Annotated in this window: 8 protein-coding genes; 2 read left to right on the top strand and 6 right to left on the bottom strand. The window is 70.2% G+C overall.

The genetic code is table 11. From position 1 onward, the window contains the following. Window positions 1-98: 98 nt before the first annotated feature. The 3 genes from IE252_RS31355 to IE252_RS31345 form a co-directional block, all read right to left on the bottom strand. Window positions 99-602: a hypothetical protein gene (locus IE252_RS31355; RefSeq protein WP_229848898.1), complete on the bottom strand. Its 504-nt coding sequence runs from the start codon at window positions 600-602 to the stop codon at window positions 99-101. A 130-nt stretch (window positions 603-732) separates the two neighbouring features. Beyond that, window positions 733-1926, bottom strand: coding sequence for a hypothetical protein (locus IE252_RS31350; RefSeq protein ID WP_190092803.1), 1194 nt, complete (start codon window positions 1924-1926; stop codon window positions 733-735). Further along, window positions 1923-3371, bottom strand: a complete 1449-nt coding sequence (locus IE252_RS31345) for a phenylacetate--CoA ligase family protein (protein WP_229848897.1) — start codon at window positions 3369-3371, stop codon at window positions 1923-1925. Before IE252_RS31345 ends, IE252_RS31350 begins: the two co-directional genes overlap by 4 nt. 726 nt (window positions 3372-4097) lie before the next feature. Between IE252_RS31345 and IE252_RS44010 the strand changes: the two genes are divergently transcribed. Together IE252_RS44010 and IE252_RS31335 are read left to right on the top strand one after the other, a co-directional pair. Then, the gene (locus IE252_RS44010; protein WP_190092801.1) at window positions 4098-5789 is read left to right on the top strand and encodes an RICIN domain-containing protein; all 1692 of its coding nucleotides are present in this window, start codon (window positions 4098-4100) and stop codon (window positions 5787-5789) included. A gap of 177 nt (window positions 5790-5966) precedes the next feature. Beyond that, the gene (locus IE252_RS31335; RefSeq protein WP_229848896.1) at window positions 5967-6416 is read left to right on the top strand and encodes a hypothetical protein; all 450 of its coding nucleotides are present in this window, start codon (window positions 5967-5969) and stop codon (window positions 6414-6416) included. A gap of 140 nt (window positions 6417-6556) precedes the next feature. On the opposite strand, the gene IE252_RS31330 is transcribed toward IE252_RS31335, so the two are convergent. The 3 genes from IE252_RS31330 to IE252_RS31320 are packed head-to-tail and all read right to left on the bottom strand — an operon-like array spanning window position 6557 to window position 12530. After that, window positions 6557-8263 (bottom strand): thiamine pyrophosphate-binding protein, encoded by a 1707-nt coding sequence (locus tag IE252_RS31330; protein WP_190092800.1) that lies wholly within the window; start codon window positions 8261-8263, stop codon window positions 6557-6559. 18 nt (window positions 8264-8281) lie between these two features. After that, the gene (locus IE252_RS31325; RefSeq protein ID WP_190092799.1) at window positions 8282-9655 is read right to left on the bottom strand and encodes a hypothetical protein; all 1374 of its coding nucleotides are present in this window, start codon (window positions 9653-9655) and stop codon (window positions 8282-8284) included. Between the two features lie 13 nt (window positions 9656-9668). After that, window positions 9669-12530 carry a peroxidase family protein gene (locus IE252_RS31320; RefSeq protein WP_190092798.1) on the bottom strand — a complete coding sequence of 954 codons (2862 nt, stop codon included), beginning with the start codon at window positions 12528-12530 and terminating at the stop codon, window positions 9669-9671. Window positions 12531-13187: the final 657 nt, after the last annotated feature.

Below are 13187 nucleotides of genomic sequence, written 5' to 3'. Positions count from 1 at the left end.
AAACGTCCATTGATGTACCGTATGGCGCTGAACAGTTCACTGCACTGCTGAACTACATGCTGAACTCTTTGCTGCGCTGCTGAACTCTTTCGTGCTGTTCAACAGTAGGGGGTGAATCTGGTCAACTCGAAGCCGTCGATCACGATCCGTTCGGCAGCCTGTAGCTCTTGCGTCCCCTGGACTCGGACCACCTCCATCGCGGGGGCGGGGACAGGGCTGGGCGGGCGCACCATGATCGGCATCTGCCAGCTGCGCGGCATGCCCAGGTGACTGAGGTCGGTGGAGCTGAACGGGTCCTCGGCATCGACCGGTCCGGCCGATCGGGCGGCCAGTTCGGTCAGTTCGGCGAGCTCGTGCGCGTCGAGGCCGGGTTCCTGCAGCAGGAATCGCGTTCCGGCGCGCTGGTCGCCGAGCACGGCCAGGAAGCCGCGCCGGCGGATCACCTCGTGGCCGCGGGACTTTCCGGTCGCGGCCCAGAACGCGGCGGAGTTGCGGGCCTGGCGTATGGCCGCATCGTCGAAGGCCGCGGGGTGATCGGGGCGGTCCTGCCCGCTCCGGTCCTCGACCTGAGCGTCGGGGGTGGTCTGCGGCGTGTCGGCCATGGGTGGCTCCTGTTCAGTCACTGTGCGGTGATCCAGGCGAAGGCGCAGGCGGGGACCGAGTGGAAGTCGGCTCAGGTCTTCGTCTTGCCTCCAACCTAACGACGCAATGTCTCGGAAAGCTGGGCCGATCTCAACCGAGATTTCTGGGCCATTCGCCTGCCGCGACCTCGCCCGCGCCCGTATGACTCTGTCGTACTCGCGCGATCCGTTCTGCGTCGGCACCACCACCGACGGCTCGGGAAAGTGCGGACTGCCCAGCCCCAGATCCGCCCGGGGTATTCGCTTTCGCCGCCGTGCCGTGTGGCCGCACTGCGACGACCACCGGTACCGCCGTATGCCCCGCTTCGCGGGCCGTGCGACGGGCGCCGCCGGGGGAGAGGGCGTGGCCGACGGCACGGCCCTCCGCCACGGCCAGCCATCCTGCGTCTCTGTGCTGGTCGGCGATCGCCAGGGCGACGGCCACGTCCTGCTCGTGGAAGGGGTCGGTCGACGGCTCCACGGCGGTGCCGCGCCAGTCGACGGTGCGGCGCTCGGGTCCGCGGCGCGTGCGCCAGTAGGCGTACTGCGCGACGATGCACGGGCCGAGCCCGGTCAGGAGCGGTACGCCGCCGTGGACCCAGCCCGCGACGGGTCCCGTGAGCACCACGGACACCACGCACAGTCCGATGATCGCGCCGCACCAGCCGGCCGCCCGCCCGAAGGCCTTGGCGGCGACGAGCGGCCACAGCGCCAGCATCAGACAGTCGCCGAGCCCGGCCCCGATGGGTGAGGTGCCGTCGTTGACGGCGAGCATCGGTCCGAGCGGCATGCCCGCGAAGTGGTGCACGAGCTGGGCGGTGACCGAGGTCAGCCCCGTGGCCAGCAGGTCGTACGGCGCCAGGAGCCCGGCCAGCGCCGCGACCTGACCGGCGGTCATACCGGTCTGGGCCCACAGGTTGCTGACCCCGACCACCGCGAGAGCCAGCAGCAGATCACCCGCGGCGATCCGCGCGGGCACCCATCCCGCCAGATGCGCGGTGAGTATGAAGGCACCGAGGGTCAGAGTCACGGCCGCGCCGCGCCGGCCGCCCACGACCGGGGCGAGGGCCATGGAACAGGCACCGAGGAAGACCGCGCCGAACGCACAGGCCGTCAGAGCTCGCGGCAGATGCAGGTAGATCGGAGGCATCGACACCAGCGTGACGGTCATCACCGCGATGTCCGAGCGGACGAAGCGGCCCACCGGCGGGCGCGGCATACGGACGCGTCGCAGATACAGCGCGGCGAGTGCGATGAGCGCCGCCAGCGCGGCCAACAGGGTGAGAGCCTGGGCGAGTTGACTCATCGGGCACTCCGTACCGGCTGGTGACGCGGGGAGGGCAGCTCGAAGCTGTGCTCGGTCAGATCGGCTCTTACGCGGCAGGGTTCGGGGAGTTCGTCGGGATCCTCCAGCAGGACGACGCCGCTGAGGGGGAGATCGGCGCACCGTTTCTCCACATGGGCCAGCAGCGCCGCCGACGGGCGGTCCGCGACCACGTACAGCCGGGGGCCGTCCGGACCTGGCGACACCGCGTACCGCGTCGGCAGCGGAAGTCGCCGCTCGCCCTGGAGGCGGTCGAGGACGGCACGCTGGGTCAGTTCCGCCGGACCGTTGGTGTTGCGGCCGAGGATCCTCGAGGTGGCGGGCATGCCGCGCAGGGAGCAGGTCGGGGGTTCGGTGCCGGGCAGGCGGCGGACGAGGTCGCCGGTGTCGTAGCGCAGCAGGAGCGTGGTGTCGCGGTACTGCGTGTACGGCGTCACGACCAGGGTGCCGGTCTCGCCGGGCCCGGCCGGGGTGTGGGTCAGGGGGTCGAGCACCTCGATGTGGGCCTGTTCGGCCGAGAGGTGGAGGTGGCCTTCCTCGCAGGCCAGCCCCGCGGTCGGCATGGTCTCGGTCATCGAGTACGTGTCGGTGACCTGCGCCCCGAACACCTCCTCGGCGCGGCTGCGCAACGGGTCACTGAGCACCTCGCCGCCGACGAGGATCTGCCACAGCCCGAAGTCGGCGGGGTCCCAGCCGTCGCGTTCCGCGGTCTGGACGAGGCCGCCGAGGGCGGATGCGGTCACGATGAGATGGGTGACCTGGGGCTCCTTGCCCGGCAGCCGCATGGGGGTGGCGAGCCGGTCGATGATGATCCGGGGATCCACGGTCCCCATGGCGATGAATCCGGCGCCGACCATCGCCAGCGCGCGCTGGACGGTGAGCTTGGCCAGGGTCGCCCGGGAGCTGATCGTGCTCAGCACGATGTGTCTGCTGCGCAGGGCGGAACCCATCAGGAACGACATGGCCGACAGCGCGGCGGCGAGTTCGAGCTCGTACTGCGAGAACCACACGCTCGTCGGTATGCCGGTCGTCCCGGTGGTCTGGGCCAGCAGGACCGGCTCGGAGCGCACGGAGACGAAGGCCGACGACGCGGCGCGCAGCGCCGACTTCGGCGTCGGCGGCAGCAGCGCGAGCGTGTCGAGCGAGATGTCCTGGGGGTTGAGGCCCAGTTCGGCGAAGAGGTGGCGGTAGTAGGGAACGTGAGCGGCCGCGTGCCGTACCGTCAGCTTCAGCCTGCGGTCGGCCATCGTCCGCTGGATCTGCGGATCCGGCTCCGTGCCGCCCGGCAACATCACGGCGGCTTCCTCGCCGGGCTCGCCGAACTCCTCGATCGTCGCCCGCAGATCGGCCACGGTGCCCTGCAGGCCGCTCACGGCCAGCCGTCCGCCGCGCAGCATCTGCGCGCCGTACTGAATCTGCCGGATCATGGTCCCGAACACGCGCCTGAGCCTCCCTCCTCGTGGCGCGGGTGGCCGATGAGACACCGGCCACCCGCTCGGTTCAGTCAGTGACGATCAACGCGCAGACCGTCAGCCGCTCGTGAAGACCGCGGCGGTCATCGTGCTGAGCGCGTAGCGGGTGTAGCGGGCGAAGAGCGCAACCATGATTCCTCCGTGAGTTCGTTCGGTTGAGTTGAACTTTCCGTTCCGCCGGGGCCGGTGCGTTCTCCTGCCGCAGGAAGATCGCGGCGCGCCCGGCCACGGCAGTCTGTGGGAGCAGCGTGGCTAGCAGTGCATGTCGCCGGGGCCCGCGGCGACGACGCCGGCGCCGCTGAAGCTCCTCGGGTCGCTGTAGATCGACAGCGGTGTGGTGGTCCACCGGGCCGTGCCGTCGTTCTTCATTGATCCCCCTGGTCGGTGGCCACCGGATCGTGACGAGTGGGTCGCACGCGCGCCGTTTGCCCGATGCAATCCGGACAACGGCAGGCCATGCGCTGGACGGCACCTTGGAACGGGTGTTCCCTAGTGGCGATCCATGGCCCGACACTGCCGGGCGACGGAGTTGGCCGCGCGGCCCCGAGACGATCTGCGCAGGTCAGCCAGGGGGAAGGGGGCGGACAAGCGGGGTTGTCCGCGGACAACTGGGGGACCGACATGCGCAGAACAGGGCGACCGCAAGGGGCACCGAAGGGGGCGACGCGAGCGGCGGATGCCTTGGCTGGATTCCTGGGGGATCTCACCGCCGAGCTGACGGTCCGTGAGCTCGCGCAGCGGTACGGCGGCGGCAAGACGATGTGGAGCGACTACCGCAGCGGCGCCCGGATCATTCCCCTCGGCAGGCTCAACTCCGTCGTACGGGACCGGGTACGCGACGGCCGCGGCCGTCAGACGCTGCTCCAGCGGGCACAGCGGCTGCACGAGGCGGCGCTCGTCGCCGAGGCGGAGGCGGGTCCCGGCCTGAAACTCGACGAGGCGCTACGGCGTGCCGAGGCCGACCTCGCCGAGGCCGAAGGGCTCGTACGGAGCCTTGTCTCCCTCGTGGGCAGACTGCTCGGGGACAAGGACGACCTGCGGGCCGCGTCGCCGGAGCCGGAGCACCGGCCCGGCGCAGCCGAACCGGCCGACACGTCCGCACCACCACCCGCGCCGGATGCGGAGGCGGACTCCGATGCGACGGCGGACGGCCTCGTGGACCGGGCGCTGCGGCAGTTGGAGGCCGTACGTTCCCTCCACCGCGGTGCCCGGCAGATCCTGGGGCAGGCACGGGCGGAGACCCGGGCCGCCCTGCCCGCCGGGTCCACGGCTCCGGTGACAGCGGGCACCGATCTGGTGCTGGCGCTGGCGCGAACGGCCGACGCGCTGGCCGACACCGGGCACGAGGTGGAGTGTCTCTGGCGGGAGCACCGGGCGGTGGAGGGCCGCCCGGTGCAGGGGGTCGTCCTGGAGCGGATCGACCGTCCCTCCGCGGCGCCGGTCATCGCGCAGACGACCTTGCCGCCGCTGCCGTACGACATCTCGCCCTCGGCTCCGGTACCGGCAGGTGCGACCGGGCAGCTCGTCGTCGCCGCTCCGCGCGGCGGCCGGGTCCGCTCGTCGCTGGCCGTGACCGCAGTCGTCGCCGTGTTCACGGTCCTGGCGGTCGCGGTGTCCGCGGCGACGGCCGTGGTCGTCGTGGAACGGGAGCGGCCCGCCGCGTCCGCGCCCGCCTCCCGAGAGGTCCAGCCGTACCTGCTGCAGTACCAGTCGCCTTCCGGCGACACCGGCCGATCCGCGACTCCGGTCACGACCCCGCCCGGCACCCCTACGTCCGTGGCTCCGCCCCCGCCGACCGGGACACGGCCCACGACCCCGACGGCGCCCGCACCGGCCGGCGGGTTCGTGGCGCCGCCCTCCCCGCCTGCTGCGTCCGCGCCTGCCCCCACCGGCGCCAAGCCGGCACCCACGAACACGCCGGAGGCGCCGGACGCCCCCAACGGCCTGTTCCGACTGGCGAACGCCGGAAGCCACCTGTGCCTGGCCGTTCCGGCCGGAAACCCGAACCCCGCGGACGGCATGATCCAGTCCGGCTGCGGTGAGACCCCCCAGCAGCAGTGGCACCTCACCCGGGAGACGGCCGGCCCACCCGCCGTCTACTCCATCCGCAACCGGTTCAGCGGCCTTTGCCTGTCCGTCCAGGGAGCCAGGGTCGAGAACGACGTCTCCGTCACCCACTATCTGTGCGGCGACCGACAGGGCCTGTTCCCCGACCAGTTCTGGACACTCCGCTACCGCGGCGCCTTCCGGGCCTGGCAACTGGTCAACGTCAACAGCGGCAAGTGCGCGGGTTCCCGGGCGGGTTCGCGGGTCAACGAGCCGGTGCTCCAGGAGGACTGCCGCGATGACCCGTGGCTCATGTGGCAGACGTGAAGGCGGGGACCTCGTGGCGGTGGTGGACGGGAGCTGCCCGCTGTGACGCGGTAACCGTCTCCGCGACCAGCTGCCAACACCGCATCGGCGTGCCGGACCAGGCTCGCGTCACCGTGGTCCGTGAAGTTGGAATCGCGGCGCTTGGTTTCGTAGGACAGGCAGCAGACGGGAGTGGTGGTGGGGACGATCCTCAAGGGCATGAGCCGAGTCCGATGGGATGAGCTGACGCACGCGTACGGATCGGCGGCGGAGGTTCCGGGACGGCTGTCACGTGTGGCGTGGGGTGACGCTCGGACGAGTGCTTCGGCGTTGAGTGATCTTGGTTTGTGGCTCGGTGAGCTGGCTGTCTTCGACGCGACCGCGGTGGCGGTGCCGTTTCTGTGGGATCTCGCGGTGACCGAATCCGTCACCAGTCGGGTCGGCGTGATCGAGTTGCTGCAGACGATCCTCGAACACGGCAATCCTCCGAAGATCGAAGTGCGGCACGCGGCTCACCGTGCCGTGCTTGACGGAAGGAGCATGGCGGAGGTGCTGGCCCGTGACGAGGATGCCGCTGTTCAGGCAGCGGCTCGCGACCTGGTTACTGTCATGGACAGCCACGCCTGCGAGTCCTGCCGTCCGTCCTGACGGCAGGCCCGTCCCGCCTGTGCCCGGGCGACCACACCTGCTCCCGCGCCGAACCGTCCGACGCCCAGCTGCCGTTCGTGATGCCCTCAAACGCGGGCGAGGGCATCTGGCAGCAAAGGACGCAATCCGCCCCGGCGCCATCAGTCCCGGAACCGTGCCTCCACACTCTCGACAAGCCCGTCGATCACGCCATCCGGCGACGGGCTGTAATGCGGCACGGCCCAGCGCGTGATCCTGGCGTCGATCAGCGAGGGTCGGCCGGAGGCCAGGGCCGTGCGGAAGGCCTCCTCGAACTCCTCCAGGGTCTCCACCTGGTACCCGTCCGCGCCGCACGCGCGGGCGTACGCGGCGAAGTCCGGGTTCTGGAACTCGACCAGACCGGATTCGGCGTACGTGACCAGCTGGAAGAGTTTGATCAGCTTGAACTCCCCGTCGTTGAAGATGACCCAGATGACGGGGATGTCGTGCTCGACGGCGGTCATGAGCTCGAACCCGGACAGCGAGTAGCAGCCGTCGCCGCAGCCGACGACGACGGTCCTGTCCGGGTGGGCGACCTTGAGGCCGATGGCTCCGTTGACGTGCCCGGCCATCGGCCCGAAGGAGCCCGCCTTGCGGAAGTTCTGCCCCTGTTCGAGTTCCACGTAGTACCCGAGCCACGCGAGATGCGCGCCCGCGTCCGCGAGCAGCACACCGCCGGGCGGCAGCATGCGTCCGATCGACTGGGCGAGTTCTCCGGGGTGGATCTTCCCCGGCAGGTGGTGGATCGTGCGGGCCTCGTAGTCCTGGCCGTCGACCTCGACCGCCGGTATGTCGCCGACCAGCCGCTCCAGTTCGTCGGCGAGGGTGGCCATGGCGGGGCGCGCGTCGGACAGCAGGGTGTGGTCGGCGCGGTAGGCCTTGTGGAACTCGCCCTCGGAGATGTTCACATGGATAAGCAGCTTGTTCTCAAATAGGTCCGCGCGGTAGTTGAACGTGGCGTGCTGGTTGAGGGAATTGCCCACGCACAGGACGACGTCGGCCTCGCGGAAGGCCTTCCACGCGCTGGAATGGCCGCTGTCGGCGAAGACGCCGACAGCGAGCGGGTGGCCCTCGGACACGATGCCCTTGCCGTCCAGGGTGGTGAGCAGCGGGATCTGGAACCGTTCGATCAGCCGCTGGACCTCCGGGCCCGCCCCGCTGCGCACCGCGCCGAAGCCGACGAGCGCCACGATGCGCTTGCGCTGTGCCAGGGCGTCCGCCAGTACCGCCGCGATCTGCGCCACCCGGGCCGGGTCCGGCAGGACCGGGCGTACGTCGAGCTCGATCGGGCGGAAGTTCGTCACCTCCACACCGCGGTGGGTCAGGTTCTCGGGTACGTGGATGTGCACGGGCCCGGGCCTTCCCTCGAAGGCGGTGTTGACCGCCTCCTCCAGGACGTCGCAGGTGTCGGCGATGTCGGTGAGCAGGAAGGACTTCTTGGTCGTGGCCGCGAACATGGCCTGGGAATCGGGTGTGCGGTTCAGCCCCGACGTCTCGTTGAGCGAGCCCCATCCGCGCCACTCCATGTTCGCGTACCCCGAAACAGCGAGGACCGGATAGGAGTCGGACATGGCCACGGCCAGGCCCGAGAACAGGTTGAACGCGCCCGGCCCGGCGGTCGCGAAGCAGAAGCCCAGCCGGTTGGTGTACATGGCGTATCCGCAGGCCATGAAGGACGCGGCCTGCTCGTGACGGGTGATGATCGGCCTGATGTGCTGGGAATGCTTCAGTGCCAGCATCAGACCCGCCGCGTTCTCCCCGGCACCGCCGAAGGCCGCCTGTACGCCGATGCCTTCCAGCCCCTTGACGATGGCCTCGTAGACTCTCACCGGATCTCCCTCATCGCCTCATCCGTCCCAGTGCGCGGCGTGCCGACGGTGGGCGTCGGTCAGGCCGTGCTGGAAGAAGCGCTCGTAGTACTCGGACTCGACGTGGTGGGCCTGCAGCCAGATGCCGGGCACGTGGATGGCGTCGGTGTGTGCCGGGAACCGCCCGTGGGTCTCGTGGATGTACACGCAGATGTCCCGCGCGCACTCGATGACCTGGCGGTCGTACGCACTGGCCTCGGTGAGGTACCGCTGCGCGTAGCCGTCCTTGTAGATGCGGGTGAACAGGTCCTTGTCGGTGTAGATGCCCCGCTCGCCGAACTTGGAGCGGACGACGGAGTCCACGGCTTCCTGCATCGACGGGTAGTTGGGCGGGCAGGCGCCCTTGATGAGGTGTTCGCCGCCGGCCCGCAGCCCCACCGGGTGCGAGCGCAGGTTGGCGTACTTCGGCAGCGGCACCTGCCAGCGCAGGATGTCGGCGGGACGGAACCTGGGCGTGGCGAAGTCGAAGCCCAGCATGCGGCCGTAGGCGCGCGAGAACTTCGGGTCGCCCAGCATGATCTGGGGGCTGATCGATGCGTGGATCCAGGCGCCGAGCCCCATGGCGTCCGCGGTGAGCATCATGTTCTGCAGCAGCAGGTCGGCTTCGATCTGGGTCCGCATCGGCCCCAGGGAGCCGAGCGGCAGCTTGACGTCGGGGTTGAGGAAGCCGCTGCGCACCCACTTCTTCACCCCGGCCGGGCGGTAGAAGTTGCGGTCGTCGACGACGGTGGGCCGGGCTCCCTCGGGCTGGGTGAGCAGGTACATCAGCGCGTTGATGTACTGGTGGGAGAGGTCGACCACCGGCAGGAAGAGCGTGGTGCCCGGGAGGTTGGACAGGAACCGGTTGGAGTCGAGGTAGGCCGGGAAGTCGCGCATCCCCTCGGCGACGTCCAGGCGGTGGTCCAGTACCCGCACCTTCGACTGGCGTGCGCGGTCGATCAGTGTGTCGGGGTCGAAGGTGTGGTCCGAGGTTGGCGGCAGTTTCCGCAGGTAGTAGGTGCCCGTGTCGTTGATCATGAAGAAGTGGGTGGCCTGCGCGTTGTCGGGGCTGCCCGCGGTGCGGCCCGTCATGTTCAGGTTCGGCTTGGCCATGATCGGCTGGTGGTCGCGGGGGTCCTCGAAGGGCCGGTCGGGCATGGTCAGTCCCGAGGAGCCGGTAAGGGCGATGAGCACCGCCTCCTCCAGTTCGCCCAGCGGCTGCGGCTGGTGCGGGGAGTCGTAGCTCATCGACCTGGCCGGCACGGACGCGCCCTTGCTGACCCGGTGGGTGCGCCGCTGGAAGAGCGTCTGCCACAGGGGACGGGACAGCAGGTCCTCCAGGCCGGGGTGGCCCGCGTTCTCCGATGCGGTCATGGTCCTCTCCCGCTCAGCCGCGGCCGTAGCCGTTGCGGACCGGCTGGACCGGGCGCCAGGGTGCGAAGGCGCTGGCCCCGCGCGGCAGGATGCCCGCCAGCTCGGGGCAGTGCCGCAGGATGACGCTGGTCATGCCGTTGCGTTCGATCCAGTCCATGCCGAGAGGTGTGTAGACCTCCGGCCGGAAGTCGACCGTGAGGAAGCGGTCGCTCTGCAACCGTCGGCTGGCCATCAGGATGAACACGCGGAAGGCGGTGTCGCTGAAGCCGAAGCCCGTGGGCGGATTCTCGGCGAAGAGCCCGACCACGGTGTCGATGTCGTCGACCGAGTGGTAGACGTCACGCAGCCGTGCCACCGTCTCCGGATCGGAGGAGAGGTCCTCGAACCGCCGGATCCGCGGCTTGTGCAGGCCGGCGCGGAAATCGTTGTAGCGCGGGACGCCACGGCGTCGGGTACGCACCAGGTCGACAACCGAGAGGTCGATCACCTCCCCGTCCCGCTGGAAGGCCTGCAGTGCGCGCGGGAAGTTGTGCAGGGTGATCGCCCCGGGGTGGGCGATGCCAAGCGAATACAGGGTGTTCACCAGGCCGGTCTTGCGGATGAGCGGCTCGGCTGCGGCGCCCTGGAGGGCGGTGAAGTCCAGGGTGTCGATCCGGCGGCCGAATCGGTGGTCGACGAGCTCGTAGTCGTCGGGGATCAGCGGGTGCATCCGGTAGACGGTGACGAACTCCTCCGTGAGGGAGTACGGGGCACCGTGGTGGTCGGGCAGGGTCTTGGGGATGCCCTGCCGCCCGTTCGCCTCCAGCAGCCAGACGCCCAGCTGGTCGAGCCAGTTCTTCGGCGGTCCCTGCCAGTTGGTCTTCATGCCGATGTCGAGCGTCTTGGTGGCGAGGATCGCGGGGGTCCACTCGACTGTGTGGATCTTCGCGATGAGCGCGGAGACGATCAGCCGGGCCGTGTGGTAGATCCGGTCCTCGTCCATCTGCGGGTATTCGCGTCGCAGGGCTTCGCACAAGGTGTTGTGCTCACGGGCGAACAGGGTGTGCATGGAGCTGAGGCCGAGCCACCAGTTGTCGGTGAATCCGGTGAGCGGCACACCGTTCGCGCCGTGGGGCAGGTGTCCCTCCTCCAGCCGGAGCCCGGCGCCGCCGTCGGGCTCACGCAGCGACTTCGCCACGTCCTGGTCGCTGCCGTAGACCTCCGAACCGTCCCACCAGTGCGACACGTCGCTGGCGAACACGATCGGCGGCTGCCCGTCGCCGGGCGGACGCACCGCCTCGTCCGCGCCGAAGCGCATCACCTTCTCGCGCGGCCCGCCCGGGGTGTTCTGCCAGGTGTCGCCGGGTGGCAGCGGCACCTCGACGCTCCCGGTGGCGACCGGCAGCCGCTTGTGCTTGACCCAGTCGTGCACCTGGAACTGGATCCACGCGGCGGCGAGGATGTTCAGCGAGGTCGCGGGGATGAACACCTCGCGGCGGAGCAGTTCCCGGCTCACGGTGACGGGATTGGGCGTGTCGAACCCGTCCGGGCGGTAGACGGGCGGCATGGTGCGGCCGAAGGTCGCCCCGACAGCGCCCATGCGTGGCACCGACAGATCGTTGTACGAGCCGTCGTAACTGCGTCTGACCAGCAGCTCCTCCTCGGGCGGTGCCTCCACCGGACCGGCCTCGGGCGGGGCCTCATGGGCTTCGGTGTCGATGAGGTTGTGCCGGCGCAGCGTCTGCCGGAAGGCCATGAGGTTGAGCAGGCCGAGCGGGGTGGGCAGCCGGTGCCACGGGACGAAGCGGTTGACGGTACGGAAGCCGGCCCGCAGCGGTACCCCGAGCACGGTGTTGCGCCGTGGCTCGACGGTCAGGAAGCGCCGGCCCAGGCGGTAGGCGCTGCTGGCCTCGTAGGCGGCCTTGCGAGCACGGTTGAGGTTGCCCAGCGGCCGGAAACCCTCCACGGTGTGCCACGGGTTGAACGCCAGCAGGTCGACCCGCGACGCGCAGGCGCGGGCTTCGGCGGTGTGGATGTCCTGGCACGGGATGGTCAAGGTGGCCACCGGCAGGACGGGCGCGACCTCCTCCGTCCACTCCACCGCACCGTCCTCGACGGGGGTGTGCCGGGCGTCCACGTAGCGCTGCACGCACAGCTCGAAGACGACGTCCCCCTGACGCAGCCGCTGGGAGAGCTCGCGCCCCAGGTAGTCGGGATCGGTGCGCGACGCCGCCGGGGCCGCGGGGGCGACCGCGGCGGGCCGCAGCTGATACCGCACCGGTCCGCGCTCGCCCCACAGGATCGCGCCCCGGCTCCAGTACGTCTCCAGCGCCAGGCTGCGTACCGTGCGACTGGTTCCCGCGACGACGTTGCGCCGCATCCGGGCGGCCGTCGACCAGCCGACCGCCAAAGGCAGCTTGACGAGCAGGGCGTACCCCTTGCGCAGCCGCGAGTCGGCACCTGCCATGGCCTTGGCGAAGGCGACGAATTCCACCGCGTTACGGGCGTGGGAGACCGGGAAGCTCGTCATCAGCAGATCGTGCGTCTCCCCGGGGCCCACCTCGATGCGCAGCGCCGCCCCGCGCAGATCGGGCGCGAAGTCGGGCTGCCGGGCTCCGCTCGCGTTGGACAGCCGGACCGTGACCGGGTACTCGGCTCCGGGCTTGACGAAACCCGCCCGCAGGTCCTCGGGAAGGTCGTCGCGGAACCTCAGCCGGGCGTTCTCCACGCCGAGGACCGCCTTGGCGTGGAAGGCCCGGTCGACAGAGGCGGCGCCGCTGCGCTTCTTCACCTTGAGCTGCACCCGCAGAAGCTCCCGCGCCAGCCGCTCGAAGACCAGCCGCTCGGCTTCCGGGCTGCCGCCGGCGTAGCGCTCGTACTGTGCGACCTCGTCCATGCGAGCCTCTTCCGGGGGGACTTCCGTGCACTCCTCCCGACGCTGCCCCAGCTCAGGGCCGCTGTCGTGCGGGGCGGGGCAGACGGGCGAACACGGGCCCCGACTGTGGACCGCACGGGATCTCTTGGAACCTGCTGCGCCAGGTGCAGCGCGGACGTCAACCCCAGGCGGTTGTGGCGTCAGTCAGTGGTGGGACGACGAAGGCCGGGGCGGGCAGGCCGGTAGGAGGGTGGGGCGCGCGGGCGCCCCAGGCTGCGGGTAATCGCGTCTGCGCGTGCGCTGTCCGAGAGGAGCGACATGAGTGTGGATCGGCGGCAGCTACTGCGAGGAACAGTCGCTGCGGGAGCTTCGGCCCTGTCTGCCGGGGCGCTGTCCGGCCCGGCACGAGGAGCGATTCTTACTCCGGAGGAGTTACGCGCACCTCGCGCGGGCTTCAATGCGGCCTTGTTTGACATGGCCAACAAAGTCGTCGCGAACTATCACACTGCGGACATCCAGGACAACGTGTTCACGAAGCCGTGGGCCGCCTTCGAAACGGGGGGGGCGGGACCCCTGGAGGACGCACATTCCTGAGCTCGAAGGAGACCGCCTTCCTGGCATGCGGCGGGGACGAGACCAACGGGCATGTGACGACCCACCGGCAAAGCGACGCTGCGG

Origin of the sequence: Streptomyces melanogenes (assembly GCF_014649795.1) — a bacterium.
Classification (GTDB): domain Bacteria; phylum Actinomycetota; class Actinomycetes; order Streptomycetales; family Streptomycetaceae; genus Streptomyces; species Streptomyces noboritoensis.
This window is presented reverse-complemented; position numbering and strand designations above follow the sequence as displayed.